Source organism: Sutcliffiella rhizosphaerae (assembly GCF_917563925.1).
In the GTDB taxonomy this organism is placed as follows: Bacteria; Bacillota; Bacilli; order Bacillales; family Bacillaceae_I; genus Sutcliffiella_A; species Sutcliffiella_A rhizosphaerae.
The window spans coordinates 1-16,392 of the sequence record NZ_CAKJTJ010000022.1 but is presented as its reverse complement, the minus strand read 5'-3'; the positions used below and the strand labels follow the sequence as shown (position 1 = coordinate 16,392).

Sequence of the window (16,392 nt, the reverse complement as noted above, 5' to 3'; positions counted from 1 at the left end):
AGAAGTGAGGTGAAATGAATGATAATCAACAAAGCATATAAATTTCGTATCTATCCAAACAAAGAACAGGAAATACTGATTGCTAAAACAATTGGCTGTAGCCGTTTTGTGTTCAATCATTTTTTAGCACAATGGAATGATACGTACAAAGAAACAAAAAAAGGATTAACCTACCATTCTTGTTCAGCAAAACTACCACAACTCAAAAAAGATCTACCATGGTTAAAAGAAGTGGACAGCATTGCCATTCAATCCTCCCTCAAAAACCTTGCCGATTCGTATACTCGATTCTTCAAGAAACAGAACAAAGCACCTCGTTTCAAGTCTAAAAAGAACAACGTGCAATCTTACACAACCAAGCACACGAAAGGCAATATTGCGATTGTAGAAAACAAAATGAAGTTGCCTAAACTTGGATTAGTTAAGTTTGCAAAAAGTCGTGAAGTAAAAGGGCGTATTCTTCAAGCTACGGTTAGACGGAATCCGAGTGGGAAATATTTTGTATCCATTCTTGCAGAAACAGACGTACAGCCATTAGAAAAAACAGGTTCTTCCATTGGGGTAGATGTTGGCATAAAAGACTTTGCTATTTTGTCTAATGGAGTCGTATATAAAAATCATAAGTATTTCCGCACACAGGAAAAGAAATTGGCTAAAGCACAGCGCATCCTTTCGAGACGTCAAGAATTAGCGTTAAAACGAAATGGTAATTTAGATGAAGCGAAAAACTATCAAAAGCAAAAGCGGAAAGTAGCACGCATTCATGAAAAGATAATCAATGCAAGAACAGACTACTTACATAAAATCTCAACTGACATTATCAAAAACCACGATATAGTCGGAATGGAAGATTTGCAAGTATCGAACATGTTAAAGAATCACAAATTAGCCAAAGCGATAAGTGAAGTATCTTGGTCACAATTTAGAACCATGCTTGAGTACAAAGCAAAATGGTATGGCAAGCAAGTGGTTGTGGTAGCCAAAAACTTTGCTAGTTCTCAAACTTGTTCAGGTTGTGGCTATCGGAATAAAGACGTAAAGAATCTCGCATTGCGTGAATGGAATTGCCCTTCATGCGGTACACATCATGACCGAGATATCAACGCAAGTATCAATCTTAAAAATGAAGCGATAAGACTTCTAACCGTAGGAATAACTTGGGCTAGCCTAATCCATAACTGGCGGTTACGCTGGTGTTCTTAGGAATCTCCCACTTCAAACAACTTGTAAGAGTGTTAAGTGGCGAGAGGTTCAATATTATCTGGATGTTTAAACAATTATGATGAAGAGATTTCTTATAAAGATGATACTATCAGTGAACGCTTATTAACAATTGCGGTTTGGTCAAGATGAGTTAATCGAAATAGAAAATGTTAAATATGTAAATATAAGTGCAGAGGACATGCTAAACGATAATAAAAAGTATGATGCTTTAATAATTTTTGCAAAGTGTTATGTTTCTTTTTACAATCCAGTCCAATATCCAGTTTTTTTCTTCGGATTAGAAAATACAAATATATTTGCCTTTTTATTTGAAAATGTAGGGATGGATTCTGCATATGACGAGTCTGCTAAGTACATCCAAGGTTTTCAAAATAGTGAAGGTGGAAGACAATCATGGGCAATCAGTTTACCAAATGATTATTCTTAAAATGATAAAACGGAAGGAATACTACATAGAATTATAACCGTACTATAAGAAATATAGGAAGTAGGAATAAAATATGAAAAATTCAATTAAAATAATGCTACTGGGTATAACCGTTTTACTATTAAGTTTTTTTATTCATAACATTTCTATGGGGGATTATCCCAGCACTCTAGTACAGCTTATTTTTGTAGCTGGTTTTATCACAGTAATAGTTGGTTTCTTATATAAGGAGAAATAGGAGGTCAAAAAATGTATATCTATATATGCTTTGAATCTGGTGGAATCTACTGTAGCCTTTAATCCTCACTATCTTTATTTACATTAAAGTGAAAGTTCATTCTATATTAAAAGGGGGTTACTACACACCCATGTGGATATAGCTGGTGAAACTTTCTCTATTAGATGTAAATTTACTACTAGTTATTAGAATATTTTTGAAACTTTTCACTCCCTAAATCGTAGTATAAGGGGGATAGAAATAATAAATGACAACAAAGAGATGGGGGATAATTAATGATTTGGCTATTTGTATTAGTACCTATCAGCATTTTAATAGTATTTTCAATTATCATTGATAAAAAGAACAATTGGAAGAATTCACCACCAGACGTAAACAAAGGGAACCAAAACGTAGAGGCAGAAACTTCAAGGTATCTACATTACAATAGCTCAGATGGTGATGGTGGAGGAAATCATTAAATATTCAGAAATGCTTTTGTAGAGTAATTGTTTACATGTTTATATCAAAACAGTTAAACAGTTTCAAGGGAAATCAATGGGCTAATCGTTTTAGTTCCACTGTTTTTCACTTTATGAGAGGCTATGCAATTTCCCAAACACCTTCGTTAAGCTAACTTTGGCTACAGGCGTTATCACAGTAATAGTTGGTTTCTTATATAAGGAGAAAATGTATACCTATTCATCTTTTGAGTCTGGTGGCTCATTTACGTTGCTGCAGCCTTTGTTCACAACAATTCTTTTTGCTGTAATAATTGTATTTATATTAGTGGTAATGCCTAAAAGAGTTAAGGGGAAAATAAATGGATTAACTGCAATTGGAATATCAATATTTTCTTTTATATTAGCTGGCCAAGTAGTGTACTTTGAAGCAATCATTGCAGATGAGATTAATCTAGGGGGAGGCGGCCTATCATTGTTCCTATTTGGTGGGATATTCTTGCTTGGAGTTGCCAATATAATTATTTGCTTAATGAGACAGGAAAATAAGCCTAACGGAGGAGCGGATAAAACAAAATATCAAAATTACAATCTATACAGCGGTGGAAGAGAAGGTGGCGATTCAGGAGCCCTTTAAATTTTGCGTAGTTTACATAAAATAAATTTAAGGGTGATTTTGAATGTTTCATGTAAAAACCTATATTAGTAAGGATTCAAAATGGTATGAGGATAGGCTACCTCTTGAGAAATTTAAGAACCAGTATGTGCATCTTGAAAAAGATCATAAGAAGTTACCTGATCTTGCTAACACGATTATTCATGCAAGGTTATATGGTTTTGTACAAATAACATATAAAGGTAAGGAAATTTTAGGAGAGGAAGAGTATGGTTCTATAGCTGGAATATGGGGAATTCTACTCAATCTAATTTATGATTGTTTGCAGAATGGCTATAGTGTTGAATATTTTCCTGACTACGTAATGAAATTAACTCTTAAGGCGGTTGATACGGAAACAGTACAGTTTGAAATTCCAGGAAAGAATTTTATTCTACATAAAAAAGAGTTTTTTGTAGCAGTTCTTACAGGTGCTTTAAAATACAATCAAATTGTTCATCCAATTTACAAACGTGCATTTCCTGAAGGTAATTCGGTGCAGGCTTTAGCATTTTTAAAAAGCAAGTTAAAAGAAGTAGAGCAAATGTAAGGGAATAGAAGGGAGGTATAGTTGTGAAACTTGGAAAACCATACGCAAAAGGTAATACTGCGAATGTTTACTTGCAGGAAGACAGAGCAATAAAAATATATCATGATCATATCTCTGACTCAGAGCCAGCTTATGAAGCTACCAAACAAAGGATAGCGTTTGACTGTAACCTTCCAGTTCCGAAGATATTGGAAGTTACAAAAATAAATGGAAAAAACGCACTAGTAATGGAGTATGTTTCCGGAAAAACACTAGGTCAGCTCTTTATGGATAATACTGACCGGACAGAATACTATTTAGAAATGTCTGTAGATATTCAAAAAGAAATTCATACCAAGAAGGCAGAGAGTCTTATGTCCATGCAAGAAAAATTAAAAAGACAAATTCACAAAGTATCACACCTTTCTCGAGAGGTTAAAGATCAATTGCTATCCAAAATGCAAGAAATAAAGTACGAACCAAGATTGTGTCATGGTGACTTTCATCTTTACAACTTAATCCAGAGTGAGGAACGTGCACATATTATTGATTGGGTGGACGCAAGCTCTGGAGATATTCGAGCAGATGTATATAGAACCTACCTCCTTTATTCCCAATTTTCAAGTGAACTCGCAGAAAAATATCTTTACTTTTATTGTAAGAAAAGTGGCGTAACGAGAGAAGAAATCTTTCAATGGGCACCAATCATTGCAGCTGCGAGATTATCAGAAAAAGTGGGAACAAAAGAAGATTCGGAGAAACTAATGAATATTGTGCACCAAATGAGTCCCCATTTTTAATAAGGCTCTTTTCTAAAAGATTGTTGCTAGTAACCAGTAAAAAGTCGGGTTCTGGACTTTTTACGTGCATGTTCATTGAAAACTTGTCCTTTTGACTCATACTAAATGCAGGAAAAGAGCACGATAGTAACGATTATTACGAGTATCTTATAAAGTTCGTAAAAGCAACAAAGTTTGCGAAAAAAGCCTTTAATAAAAAGGGGACTTACTTTTTACATAGTCTTCTTTTGCAAGTAACCATCCAATAACCAGTCTTTGGTAATGCCTATAAGCTTTTTAAAGGAATCACTTCTAGAAAATGTGTGATCGGCTTCACTTATGGTGAACCTATTACATGTTCCTAATGATCTAGATAAAAAATCTTTTTCATATAATGCAGCATATTGTACAGGTATATCTTCATCTGCATCCCCGTGAATAATTAGGACATCGCCTTTGAAGAAGGAACAGAGTTTGATAGGATTAGCCTCTTTAAGTGATTCAAAGAATTCCGTATGAAAAGTATATCCGTAATAATCGTGAATGTTAGTAGTCTCTCTACTCATAATGATTTGGATATCTTTATATGGATTTCCAACAGCAGACCATAATATCAGCCTCTTCACATTTTCTTCATTAACTGAACAAATGGTGGCAATAGCTCCTCCAAGACTATGCCCAATTAATGTAAGTTGATTAGAATCAATTTTATCAAGGCTTTTCACAAAGTTAAGTACTTCTTTTGTTTGTTCAATAAAGCCTCGCAGAGTGTTCTTTCCATAGTGCCCTTCACTTTCCCCGCAGCCAGCATAATCGAAGCGAACGACAACATAGCCAATTTTCTTTAATTCCTCACAAGCTTTTACAAAGAGTCTATTCACTCCAACTTTAGAACCGATGAATCCGTGGCAGATAATAATTGCAGGAGATTTCTGATAGGTGTTTGCAAAATAGGATGCTGGATAATCAATTGAAACTGAGAGATTTATATCTTTCCATAATAGATTAGTATGTTTTCTCATATGAATACCTCTTTATTATTACTTATACAATCAGTTTTATGACATTTCGAACAATAAAGGTGTGTGGCAAAACTGCGGCTCACTTTTTTCGTGCTCCTTTCGATTCTAGCTGTTCTTTTAATTCTTTTTCTAGGTCACTTAATAGGAGATTATCTAGATATATCGCATTCAATTCTTTTCTATTCAACTTTAATAATTCACGAATGAGCTGTTCCCTCCGTACTTTAATCGCCTTCCGAAAGTGGGTAGACATTTCTGTTCCTCCTTTTGTTTTATTATTCATATTGGTTTACTTGGAATTGATAGTAAAAAAAATGTCCAAATCATATACGTGGCTTAGAAATCATCTCAAGAAAAAAATCCTCTCCAAGATAAGGAGAGGATTACAACGTACATCCGATATCTTCCTTATCACTCAGGCATAGTAACCTGCTGGATTTAGCACCTTCTTACATGTGAAGAGGTTGCTGCGGGATCATAAGACCAGTTCTTCCCCCGACTCTTTATAAGGATTAAGTTATAAAGACTAAGATACAAGAAATGTTCAGAAAAGTCAATTGGAATAACAGACCTAGAATAGGTCATTTCTAAAATAAAGATTGTAATAGATGGGTTTGTTTGGAATAATTGGAATTATAAAAAATTTGAGGATGATAAATTTTGGATTATGTACAGCATATACGATCAATGGTTGGAAAAGAAAAAATAATTATGGTAGTGGCAGGCGCAGTAGTATTTGATAATGACCATCGCGTCCTACTTCAACAACGCTCGGATACGTTAACCTGGGGAATCCCTGGCGGCTTTATGGAGTTGAACGAGAATATTCAAGATACAGCAAGAAGGGAAGTGCATGAGGAAACAGGGTTGAAAATGAGAAAACTCGAGCTTTTTGGAGTTTATTCAGGTCCGGAGTATGACAAGACATTTCCTAATGGGGACCAAGTTTCACTTGTTCAATTTTTCTTCACGTGTAATGACTATGAAGGGAACCTACTCATAAACAATGAATCGATAAGTATGGAATTCTTCTCCTTATCGGAATTGCCTTCTAATTTATTTAGTGATCATCAAATGCTTTTTAGAGACTTACTTTCAAATAGAGGTAAGCCAATTATAAGTTGATGGAGTGAACCATTTGGCTATTTCAGCATACTACCAACAATTAAGGAACAAAATCGGCAAAGATTTACTTCTTATACCATCTGTTGCAGCCATTATCCGCAATGGGAAAAATGAAATTTTATTACAACTTCCTGCAAATGAAACATGTTGGAGTCTTCCAGCAGGAGCAATAGAGCCAGGGGAAAGTCCCGAGGAAGCTATTATCAGAGAGGTTTGGGAAGAAGCAGGGCTTCGAGTGAAAGTAGAAAAGTTAGTTGGCGTATTTGGTGGTAAAGGTTTTCGTTATATCTACCATAACGGAGATCAGGTGGAATACGTCGTAAGTGTTTTTGATTGCTCCGTCCTGCATGGAGATTTAATACCAATCGATGGAGAATCAAAAATATTGAAATATGTAGATTATAGTCACTTTCCCCCACTAGCCTTACCTTTTCCAACAGATATTTTTCAAAAGGAGAAATAAGATGAAGAGAACCTTATATGCGAACATAGCTGATAAGTATGATAAAAATACATTCAGAACGCAGGAAATTAAAACAGATACAGAATTAGAGGATTACATAAGAAAATCTACACAACCGCAATACAAGGTATTAGATTTATCATGTGGGACAGGCCTTTATTTACAAAAACAGACAGAGTACTTTACGTCTTCATCAATCCAATGGTTTGGTCTCGATGCATCTGAGGAAATGCTGGCAAAAGCAAAAGAGAAGGTGGGTAACTTTGTTTCTTTTCACCATGGTCGTGCAGAGAACCTTCCTTTTGAGAACGAGACATTTGATTACATCGTGAACAATTATGCCTTTCATCATTATGAAAATAAAGAGAAAGCAATAGATGAAATTAGCAGGGTGTTAAGAAAAGGTGGAGTATACAAACTCCATAATATTGCGATACATGATATGCCGCAGTGGTGGGTGTATCACTATTTTCCAACTGCCCGTATGGAGGATTTGAAAAGATTCTGGTCGAAGGAATTGCTCTATCATGAATTAAGTCAACGAGGTTTTGATGTCAATCTTCAAATCCAGTATAAAATGCTACAGGCAAAGATAAAGGGTCTTATCAATTATGCAGATAACAGGGATATTTCGGTTTTAACACTTATTTGTGAAGAGGACTATCAAGAAGGGCTAGCAAAAATGAAATACGATTTAAAGGCAAATCCAGAAAAGAAAATCGTCGTGGACTTTGCAGAATTGGTGTGCTTGGCACGTAAAGGGGAAAGACTATGAAATCTAGAAAAGCATTATTGTTTATCTTTGAAGGCTACTGTGAATTCGAAATCGCAACAGCTATTTCTATGTTAAGAGATACACATTCTATAAAAACATGTGCCTTAGAAAATCGTATTTATACTTCTGAAGCTGGGTTAAGAACAGAACCAGATTTTATCTTAGAAGAAGTGAATGCAATGGAATATGATTTAATTATTATTCCTGGGGGAGATCTAGCACCAATTGCAAATGCACAGGAGTTGTTTCATTTGGTCGAATCCTTTGCAAAAATTGGTAAAATTGTTGCAGCCATTTGTAGTGGACCATTTGTGTTAGCCAAAGCTGGCTTATTAAAGGAAGCTACCTATACGGCTACTCTATCAAAAGAACAACGGAAATTTCTTGGTGGATTTAATGAAGATTCATATATTTATTCAAATGTAGTGACAGCAGGGAACATAGTTACTGCACAAGGGCATGCATTTGTTGAATTTGGCATAGAAGTGAATAAATTGATGAGGGAAGTTAGCAAAGATTCGATTACGTTTTACAGTGGTGAGGGTAATCGATTGATGGAAAAAGACTTATGATAAGGTGATGTAAACAGGTGAAACATTATAAATATGCTATTTATTTATTAACAGGAATAGGTGTCTCTCATCTAGGAAGTTGGATTTATTTGGTTGCCCTTAACCTTTCCATTTTGAATCTAACTGGATCAGCTGCAGCTGTTGCTGGTCTTTATATTATTAGACCAATTGCAATGTTACTTACAAATACTTGGTCAGGAAGCGTAGTAGATCGTGTAAACAAAAGAAGGTTAATGATTTCTATTGATATCATACGTGGAATACTAGTATGTATTATCCCATTCATTAGTCATCTATGGATCATTTATTTTATTATTTTATTAATTAATATTGCCGGTGCTTTTTTTGGTCCAAGCTCTTCTGTTTATATTACAAGGCTTATTCCAGTGGAAAATAGAAAAAGATTTAACTCCTTAATGAGTATGACTAGCTATGGTGCATTTTTAATTGGTCCTGCGATTGCAGGGTTTCTAATTATGTTCTTTAATACGTCAATATGTATATGGATAAATGGGATAGCGTTTTTGGTGTGTTCTTTCTTTTTATATCTTCTTCCAAATGTGGATGAAGAGAGTTCAGAAAAGGCAGAACCAATTCGTTTCCAAACGCTTGTAAGTGATTGGAAGGCAGTGAAGGATTTTGCTTTGCAAGCGAAGTTTTTTATTAGTGTTTATTTGCTTTTCCAGATTGCTCTATTAATGGGGTTTGCGTTAGATTCACAAGAAGTAACCTTTATTAAACAACATCTCCAACTCACTGATAGAGACTATGGATTAATTATGAGTTTAACTGGTTTAGGAGCATTAGTGGGTGCGACCGTCTCTGCGATGGTGGCGAAGAAGGTTTCCTTGAAGCTCTATCTAGGGGGAGGTATGCTGCTAACTGCAATTGGATACGTTGCGTTTTATGCATCCTTTGATTTCCTTACCGCTACTGCAGCCTTTGTATTTTTAGGTTTCTTTATGGCTTTTGCAAATGCAGGATATGCTACGTTTTTTCAAAATACGGTACCAGTGAATATTATGGGTAGATTTGCAAGTATAGCTGATATGTTTCAAGGGTTTGTACAAATCCTTTTGACCCTATTACTTGGTTTTCTAGCAGAATGGTTTTCATTACAGTTCGTTTGTATAGTATTTGCAGTTGTCGGAACACTTTTTGCTACGATACTTTTACTAACGGTAATGGGTAAAAGCAAAGATGACTACTTTCGTGAAGAAACCAAGCAAGTACATGTATAGAACGGAGTTGGTCTAGATTGACTTTAATCATTGCTGTTTCAGGTTTTTCGGGAGGAGGGAAAACGACTGTAACGAAAAGACTGCTGCAGGCGTTACCCGACTCTATTCTTCTACACTTTGATGATTATGACTTTAATGGACCAAATGATCTCATAAAATGGGTAGAAGATGGAGCTGATTATAATCTCTGGTGCCTGAAACCTTTAATAGAGGATATAGAAAAATATATTTCTTCAAAGTCATATATTTTGTTAGATTATCCTTTCTCGTACAAGAATGATTCATTGAAAAAATATATCGATTTATCGATCTTTATCGATACGCCTTTGGATATTGCCATGGCAAGAAGGATGCTGAGAGATCATATTCGACTGCAAGACATCCACCAAGATTTAGCATTTTACTTAAATTTCGGCAGAGCAGCATATTTGGAAATGGAAAAAAGTATCAAACCTGACTGTGATTTAGTGGTGGATGGAACTCTACCGCTTGATAATATAGTGAGTATTATTTTAAATAAGTTGAAGAAAAGGTGAGTAATAAGATGGTGGTAGCTGAAACAGATCGATTGTTGCTTAAAGTTTTTGAACAAGAAGATGCAATGGAGGTAAAACGATTCTGGGGAGATGAAGAGGTAATGGCACAGTGTTCTGGGGCTACTCCTCATTCTAAAATTCCTAAAAACTTGGAATTTTACCGTGATTGCTATGAGAAGAACGGGATATCTGTGTATGCAGTGGTGGAAAAAACGAGCGGACACGTTATTGGTGCAGCAGGATTTAATGTGGAATCTTCCATTAATCAAGTAGAGCTAATCTATCATTTTGCAAAAGATATTTGGGGAAATGGATACGCAACAGAAGCAGCCAAGGCTTGTATGGATATAGCACGAAAACTTAAATCTGTTACATGTATCTTCGCTTCAGCTGATCCAAAAAATACGTCATCTCATCATATCCTCCAAAAATTAGGATTTCAGTTTGTAGAGATGAGGTGGTTTGAAGATACAAAGCAAGAAGAGCCATATTATGAAATGCAATTTTAGTGCATGAAGAAGGAGCTGTCCAGAAAATATTCACTTTCTGGACAGCTCCTTATCTGATAGTTCTTACGGAGTTTTTTTCAAACGATGTTCTGCAGATTTAGTAGTGGCAGTAATTGGTGTCGTACCCATTACCTTGCCTAGCCCAAACTTTGGCATATTTCCATAAATAGATTCATAGTTCCCTTTTGGAACAATATAGGTTTCATGATATATCCCAACTGCATCATTATTTCCTACTTTTTTGTTGAAATCTGCCCAAGCCTTGAGGTGTTTCTGCCCACGAGCATAAGCCATGAGATGCTTCTCAGACTGCCAGTATTGAATTAAAAGGGTAGTCCTGAGCCTTGAGAAGTTTTCCATGGAAAGGCACCCAAGCTCTTTATTCATGTATAGTTCTCGTATCATTGGAGGCATTGCCATCAATACAGGCAACCATTTATGCATAGCCCACCACTTATTAATTCTCATCCCTATTACAAATACAACAATGTCTTCGTTGTTATCTGTTATCGTATAACGTCCCGGAAATAAAGATACTCCCATTTTCATACCTCCATTAGTTTTGATATTGTTTCTTCACACCAGTCAATCGCAGCTTTAGTCGTTATTAGTCCGAAATCTAAGGTGATAATCCAAAAGGTTGCGTCTGCGTTGCTCATATGATGTTTGCTTAAATCGTTTTTGATCGTTTCATAGGTCTGATAACGTTCTTGAAGTTTTTGTTTGTAGAGTTGGATATGTTCTATGGTTAAGGTGTTCTCTTGATGCCTGCTGAAAAAAAGCTTTAAGAGTAGTTCGTTTTTTATTGTCTCCAGGTTTGGAACATCGTTCACCAGCCAGCCCCTAAGCGCTTCTTCTCCCTTTGCCGTTATTTGATACTCTTTCTTGTCTGGCTTACCTTCTTGTTTCGTTTCTTCCACAGTGGCATATCCCTTATCAACTAACAGCTTTAATGTGGGATAGATTTGCCCATAACTAATTTTCCAAAAATGATTTAAGCTGCCATCCATCATTTGTTTGATCGTATATCCAGTGTTACAGCCCGTTGTAAGAAGACCGAGGATAGCGAATTGAGTATTTTCTTTTGTCATGATTGCACCTCTGTATATCTTATTGATATATATCATTATGATATATAATTCATCTTATGTCAATATATTCTAATTCTTCTAGGAATATTTCCTTTTTAAACTATCAAAATGAAGTAATATAAAGGTGAACTTCAAGAAATTACATAATCTACCTAAATTTTTTATGAAAGGAGGATTTGATTCTACTAATCTAGTAATCTCCTAGATATACATTTAGTCGTTGTTGTAACTGCACTTTTCTTTGAAGGAAAATTCAAAAAAATAATTGTGGTTGGGAGAGATGTAAATTGGTAAAAGTGTATCGTAGTTTTATGGTATTTAGTTTTACATTAATGCTTGGGTTGGTTTTGTCACTGGTTTCAGCAGAAGAGGCGTCCGCATATAACTGGACGAGAACACTTAGTGAAGGATCAAGTGGTGCAGATGTTAGGGAATTGCAAATTCGTGTGGCAGGTTGGGCAGCTGATTCTCCACAACAGACTGTGGTATCAGTGGATGGTCAATTTGGACCAGGGACAAGAGCAGCAGTAATTAGGTTTCAACGTGCTTATGGCCTTTCTGCAGATGGAATTGTTGGCCCACAAACGCAAGCAAAATTAAATGACTTGGAATCATCAAATGGTACGAAACACTTCAGCTACAGTGAATTTTATTCTAAAGACGGAAGTCAATTTAACGGTGGAAATGTATCAGCGGCAACAGTGCGTGAAAATGTTAGACGCACGATGTACAAGCTAGAAGCCGTTCGTGTAAAGCTTGGAAATAGACCAATTAATATTAATTCTGGATTTAGAAGCATCTCTCACAACCGCAATGTTGGCGGCGCATCTAACAGCCAACACACATACGGTATTGCAGCAGACATCAGTGTATCTGGTGTTAGCAATGCAACCGTTCAAAACGCAGCTAAAAGCTCAGGATTTAGTGGAATCTACAGTGAAAGTGGATTCACCCATATGGACAGTCGTGTAGAATTTCCATACGGATCGCAAGCTTGGTGGTGGAGATAATAGTTGGATTCCTGTACTCGTTAAGAGTGCAGGGATTTTTTTAGTTAGAAAGTATAGATTTTCAAGTTTAGAACAGCTCCTTTGCCATTGAGATCATAAGCCACTCCGTTAAGAAGATGTCTTCCGGTCAGTCTGTAAGGTTTCCCCTTGGCACATCGACCGATTTGTTGAAGGGTATTATGGGCAAAATAAAAAAAGTAGTAAAATTGTCGACTCGATCTATAATGATCACTTTTCTAAGGAAATAGTCAAAAAATATGAGTTGGTACCTATCCTTTATTTGTGTGGCATGAATCCACGTGAAAATTAAGGTTATTTTTAGGGAGATTCCATTATACTGCGAAGGTGATAGGACTAAATTGCATTATTCGGACACTCAGAATGATATTTCGGACATCACCAAGTAATATGGACACCCCCGCTAATTATTCGGACAAATTGCAAAAGGTCTTGCAGCCCCCCCTACCACAAAAGTATTTAATATACCTTTATCGAATTGTAATTACGAGTCGATTTTCAAACACCCTATTTTATTTAACTAAATGGTTGAATAAATAGTGGGTTTAGTTTATATTTAACTATATGGTTAAATATAATGAAGAACATTTAGATGATATTTTTCATGCTTTGGCTGATTCGACTAGAAGGGAAATCGTTCAGATGATGTCGGAGAAAGAAAGGACGGTCTCAGAACTCGCCGAGCCATTTGATATGTCTCTCGCGGCTATTTCTAAGCACATTAAAGTACTTGAACGTGCCCAACTTGTAAACAGAAGGATAAGCGGTAGAACCCACATTTGCCAACTTAATGTGGACGCATTATCTCAAGCAACAAAATGGCTCCGCTTTTATGAAAAATTTTGGAGCAATCGTTTTGATTTACTGGAAAAAGAACTGCAACAAGCTAAGAAAAAGGAACATTAAAAGGAGAATGATGATGCATAACGTATCCACTACCACTTTAACTATGACTAGAAACTTTGATGTAGCACCAGAAAGAGTATTTGATGCATGGCTCAATCCAGATATGATGCGCAAATGGTTTTTTACATTAGAAGGAACAAACAAAGTGGCAAAAAATGACCCAAAAGTAGGGGGAACTTGGGAAATAGTTGATCACAGAGAAGGTAAAGATTACAGGGCAGTTGGGGAGTATTTAGAGATTGATCCGCCGAAAAAATTGGTATTTACATTTAAAATGCCTCAGTTCAGTGAGTTAGAAGATACCATCACCGTTTTATTGAAAAAAACAGAACAAGGTAGTGAAATGACTTTTACTCAGCTTATTCATGTAGCTCCAGAAGAAAATTGGACAGAAGCTGATTTACAAAAAGCACTTGGTGAGTACCACTCTGGAAGCGAGCATGGTTGGAATCTGATGTTTATGGGACTGAAAGAATTAGTAGAAACTGGTGAAATAAGTTACAAAGGATAAATAAATCTGGCACAATCCTAATACAGGGTTGTGTTTTTTTTATTGTAACTGTTTGAAAAGTTTGAAATAATTGGCATAGGAGGGATACTATGCAAATCATTGATACAGTTCCATTTTTTCTTGCAAAAGAAAAGAGAACCATACCATTCTTAAGAAGCTATTATGAAACATATCCTGCCATTTTTCATGAATACTTTTCTTATCATTGTCAAGATACAGAGGAACGCCATATGACATCTTTGACTAAGTATCCTGATTCGATTCCTTCTATTTTAGAAACCCACAAACGTATCGTACCAATTATTCAAGAAGTATCTCAAACATTTGCTGAGCTATACAAGTTAGACCTCCCGATAGGAGTGAATCTCATTGTTGGCGGTTATGGATCCAATGCTTACACGCATAAACAAGTTATTCCCGATATTACCTTTGCCCTTGAAAAATTATCGTCAGATCCCGATCACTTAAGAGTAATCGTAGCTCATGAGTTTGGTCATGCTGCACATAATTTGCTTTCCGATAAAGCTGGTACTGACTGGACAAAAATGGCGTGGAATCATCCACTGATATGGATAAATCAGGAAGGGGCTGCGACTCATTTTTCAAGGAATATCATTCCTGATTTGAAGCCATCTGTGTATTTTTCTTTTAATGATGAAGGGGAAGAATGGATTGAATTTGCCAGCACACATTTCTCCGAGATTAAGAAAGCGTTCGCGAAGGATGTAGAACAGGAAGATTCGGGATCTATTTTCCGAGAGTGGTTTTCTATCAGGGGTGGATTAACATTTAAAAACGCTAGACTAGCGTATTATATCGGAGATCAATTTTTTCAATACCAGAAGAAAAGATTAGGAGAACATACAGCAATTGTAGCATGGAAAGAAAAACATTTCATAGAGGATGTGCAGGAATGGCTTTCTCGATAATATGTAATACGAGGAGGAATAAGGGTGGCCAGTTATGTACTTTTTGGAGCTTTCATAAGTCCACTTATTTTTTTGCGTTTGAAAAAGAAAAAGACATTAAAAATAAATATAATAGTATTGGTTATTTTTCTAATTAGTTGGTAGTTCATATTGTTTCAAGGCCTGCCAACGGAGCACAGCCCAATCGGGATAATCTGGATTTCCTCACTAATATTAGCTGCCTTTTTTTTAATGGCTGGAGTGGGTATAACGGTTTATCGACTTGCACCCAAAAGTAATAAAATGCTGGTGCCAGCTTTATTTATAATATCTATGGGTATTTTGTTAGTTCTGAAGAATTTATCCATAATAGATGGATTTTTAAGTTATGTAGTTCCTATATTTCTAGCGAATACTCTCCTTTTAGGATTTATTCAATACAAGATGTACTTTGATAGATAATAAGTTTAATTATATCTGGTAATATAGAGATACTATTCTCTAAGGAGGAGCCAACATGAAGATAGCCTGCATCGGTGATAGTTTAACAGATGGAAGCCCAGGGGTTTCCTTTTTCAAGATTTTAAAAAAGAAATATCCAAACGTTACCTTTGTGAATATAAGCAAGGCTGGCGAGACAGTGAAAAGTTTACATACCAGGTTAATGAAGAAAGAAATGGAGAAAGATTTTGATTTAGCATTTCTGTGGATTGGTGTGAATGATATTTACTCCCGTCTTTTGAAGGTGCAGGCTCAGCCTATAACGAGAGGATCAGAGGAGTTTAAAGACTTCTATGAGAGTGTCCTTGAAATCGTAAAAAAGGCAGCTAAGCGTGTAGTGGTGGTTTCCCCAGCAGTAATTGGAGAAACCATTAATTCATCCAATCGAGGCCTTTTAAACCTCTCGATAATTATTGAGGAAATTGCTAAACAACAAAAGGCTGTCACGTTTATTGATTTGCAGGCGAAGTTCATGGAAGAATTAGAAACCAGAAGAAGTTCTGATTTCCTAAACATTGGTGTTGTCCAACTTGTTAAAGATGTATTCTTTTACAAAAGTGCAAAACGAATAGACAAGCTGTCTGCTACGAGAGGTTTACACCTGACAATGGATGGCATTCATTTGAATAGCCGCGGAGCTAATTTAGTAGCAGAAGCTTACGCTGAAAAAATTGATGATATTTAAATATGTAGCATCTAAGGCTTGGGGGAGATAATCCTTTCTCAAGTTTTTATTTTTGTCAAAATTAGTTGATAAATAAATTGGGTAAATATGTTAAAATTATAAAAGATATCCTATATCATAAAATATTTTGTAACAAATATAGAAGCTGTAATAGGGGGGATTTTGTTTGTCAGAGTTTTTTTCGGATATTCTTATATTTAGTGCATTGATATTGGTAAGTATATTAC

General features: G+C 35.8%; 22 protein-coding genes and 1 riboswitch. Of the genes, 18 read left to right on the top strand and 4 right to left on the bottom strand.

The genetic code is table 11. The features are described from left to right. The first annotated feature begins 18 nt into the window (after nt 1–18). From tnpB to LRP81_RS16240, 6 genes are all read left to right on the top strand, one after another. The gene (gene tnpB / locus LRP81_RS16265; RefSeq protein ID WP_230502977.1) at nt 19–1,203 is read left to right on the top strand and encodes an IS200/IS605 family element RNA-guided endonuclease TnpB; all 1,185 of its coding nucleotides are present in this window, start codon (nt 19–21) and stop codon (nt 1,201–1,203) included. 130 nt (nt 1,204–1,333) lie between these two features. Further along, nucleotides 1,334–1,651, top strand: a complete 318-nt coding sequence (locus LRP81_RS16260; protein ID WP_230502975.1) for a hypothetical protein — start codon at nt 1,334–1,336, stop codon at nt 1,649–1,651. A gap of 513 nt (nt 1,652–2,164) precedes the next feature. Beyond that, the gene (locus LRP81_RS16255) at nt 2,165–2,350 is read left to right on the top strand and encodes a hypothetical protein (RefSeq protein WP_230502974.1); all 186 of its coding nucleotides are present in this window, start codon (nt 2,165–2,167) and stop codon (nt 2,348–2,350) included. Nucleotides 2,351–2,507: 157 nt separating this feature from the next. Continuing rightward, nucleotides 2,508–2,966 carry a hypothetical protein gene (locus tag LRP81_RS16250; RefSeq protein WP_230502972.1) on the top strand — a complete coding sequence of 153 codons (459 nt, stop codon included), beginning with the start codon at nt 2,508–2,510 and terminating at the stop codon, nt 2,964–2,966. A gap of 43 nt (nt 2,967–3,009) precedes the next feature. Continuing rightward, on the top strand, nt 3,010–3,534 hold the full coding sequence (locus tag LRP81_RS16245) for a hypothetical protein (RefSeq protein WP_230502969.1): 525 nt from the start codon (nt 3,010–3,012) through the stop codon (nt 3,532–3,534). A gap of 23 nt (nt 3,535–3,557) precedes the next feature. Beyond that, nucleotides 3,558–4,313: a phosphotransferase family protein gene (locus LRP81_RS16240; RefSeq protein ID WP_230502967.1), complete on the top strand. Its 756-nt coding sequence runs from the start codon at nt 3,558–3,560 to the stop codon at nt 4,311–4,313. A 212-nt stretch (nt 4,314–4,525) separates the two neighbouring features. Here the strand turns inward: LRP81_RS16240 and LRP81_RS16235 are convergent, their stop codons facing one another. After that, entirely contained in the window at nt 4,526–5,314 is a 789-nt protein-coding gene (locus LRP81_RS16235; protein ID WP_230502965.1) for an alpha/beta hydrolase family protein, read from the bottom strand. Nucleotides 5,315–5,393: 79 nt separating this feature from the next. Continuing rightward, nucleotides 5,394–5,567 carry a hypothetical protein gene (locus LRP81_RS16230; protein ID WP_230502963.1) on the bottom strand — a complete coding sequence of 58 codons (174 nt, stop codon included), beginning with the start codon at nt 5,565–5,567 and terminating at the stop codon, nt 5,394–5,396. A gap of 152 nt (nt 5,568–5,719) precedes the next feature. Continuing rightward, nucleotides 5,720–5,826: riboswitch (SAM riboswitch) on the bottom strand. A 148-nt stretch (nt 5,827–5,974) separates the two neighbouring features. On the opposite strand from LRP81_RS16230, the gene LRP81_RS16225 reads away from it, so the two are divergent. The 7 genes from LRP81_RS16225 to LRP81_RS16195 are packed head-to-tail and all read left to right on the top strand — an operon-like array spanning nt 5,975 to nt 10,535. Next, entirely contained in the window at nt 5,975–6,439 is a 465-nt protein-coding gene (locus LRP81_RS16225; protein WP_230502961.1) for an NUDIX hydrolase, read from the top strand. 13 nt (nt 6,440–6,452) lie between these two features. After that, entirely contained in the window at nt 6,453–6,902 is a 450-nt protein-coding gene (locus LRP81_RS16220) for an NUDIX domain-containing protein (RefSeq protein ID WP_230502959.1), read from the top strand. Between the two features lies 1 nt (nt 6,903). Then, nucleotides 6,904–7,677 carry a class I SAM-dependent methyltransferase gene (locus LRP81_RS16215; RefSeq protein ID WP_230502957.1) on the top strand — a complete coding sequence of 258 codons (774 nt, stop codon included), beginning with the start codon at nt 6,904–6,906 and terminating at the stop codon, nt 7,675–7,677. Then, the gene (locus LRP81_RS16210) at nt 7,674–8,249 is read left to right on the top strand and encodes a DJ-1/PfpI family protein (protein WP_230502955.1); all 576 of its coding nucleotides are present in this window, start codon (nt 7,674–7,676) and stop codon (nt 8,247–8,249) included. Before LRP81_RS16215 ends, LRP81_RS16210 begins: the two co-directional genes overlap by 4 nt. A gap of 17 nt (nt 8,250–8,266) precedes the next feature. Next, nucleotides 8,267–9,490 (top strand): MFS transporter, encoded by a 1,224-nt coding sequence (locus tag LRP81_RS16205; protein ID WP_230502953.1) that lies wholly within the window; start codon nt 8,267–8,269, stop codon nt 9,488–9,490. 17 nt (nt 9,491–9,507) lie between these two features. Further along, entirely contained in the window at nt 9,508–10,026 is a 519-nt protein-coding gene (locus LRP81_RS16200; RefSeq protein WP_230502950.1) for a nucleoside/nucleotide kinase family protein, read from the top strand. Further along, nucleotides 10,023–10,535 (top strand): GNAT family N-acetyltransferase, encoded by a 513-nt coding sequence (locus tag LRP81_RS16195; protein ID WP_230502948.1) that lies wholly within the window; start codon nt 10,023–10,025, stop codon nt 10,533–10,535. Before LRP81_RS16200 ends, LRP81_RS16195 begins: the two co-directional genes overlap by 4 nt. A 63-nt stretch (nt 10,536–10,598) precedes the next feature. Here the strand turns inward: LRP81_RS16195 and LRP81_RS16190 are convergent, their stop codons facing one another. Both LRP81_RS16190 and LRP81_RS16185 read right to left on the bottom strand, forming a co-directional pair. Then, complete coding sequence (locus tag LRP81_RS16190) at nt 10,599–11,078, bottom strand: DUF4188 domain-containing protein (RefSeq protein WP_230502946.1); 480 nt, start codon at nt 11,076–11,078, stop codon at nt 10,599–10,601. A gap of 2 nt (nt 11,079–11,080) precedes the next feature. Next, entirely contained in the window at nt 11,081–11,626 is a 546-nt protein-coding gene (locus tag LRP81_RS16185) for a PadR family transcriptional regulator (RefSeq protein ID WP_230502944.1), read from the bottom strand. 296 nt (nt 11,627–11,922) lie between these two features. Here LRP81_RS16185 and LRP81_RS23380 point away from each other — a divergent pair, with 296 nt between their 5' ends. The 5 genes from LRP81_RS23380 to LRP81_RS16155 all read left to right on the top strand — a co-directional run bounded on the left by LRP81_RS23380 (nt 11,923) and on the right by LRP81_RS16155 (nt 16,165). Then, nucleotides 11,923–12,636, top strand: coding sequence for a D-Ala-D-Ala carboxypeptidase family metallohydrolase (locus tag LRP81_RS23380; protein ID WP_317987087.1), 714 nt, complete (start codon nt 11,923–11,925; stop codon nt 12,634–12,636). Nucleotides 12,637–13,218: 582 nt separating this feature from the next. Then, nucleotides 13,219–13,560, top strand: coding sequence for an ArsR/SmtB family transcription factor (locus tag LRP81_RS16170; protein ID WP_230502942.1), 342 nt, complete (start codon nt 13,219–13,221; stop codon nt 13,558–13,560). Nucleotides 13,561–13,573: 13 nt separating this feature from the next. After that, nucleotides 13,574–14,071: an SRPBCC family protein gene (locus tag LRP81_RS16165; RefSeq protein WP_230502939.1), complete on the top strand. Its 498-nt coding sequence runs from the start codon at nt 13,574–13,576 to the stop codon at nt 14,069–14,071. Between the two features lie 89 nt (nt 14,072–14,160). After that, on the top strand, nt 14,161–15,000 hold the full coding sequence (locus tag LRP81_RS16160; RefSeq protein ID WP_230502937.1) for an uS10 family ribosomal protein: 840 nt from the start codon (nt 14,161–14,163) through the stop codon (nt 14,998–15,000). A gap of 496 nt (nt 15,001–15,496) precedes the next feature. Further along, entirely contained in the window at nt 15,497–16,165 is a 669-nt protein-coding gene (locus tag LRP81_RS16155; RefSeq protein WP_230502935.1) for an SGNH/GDSL hydrolase family protein, read from the top strand. Nucleotides 16,166–16,392 lie beyond the last annotated feature (227 nt).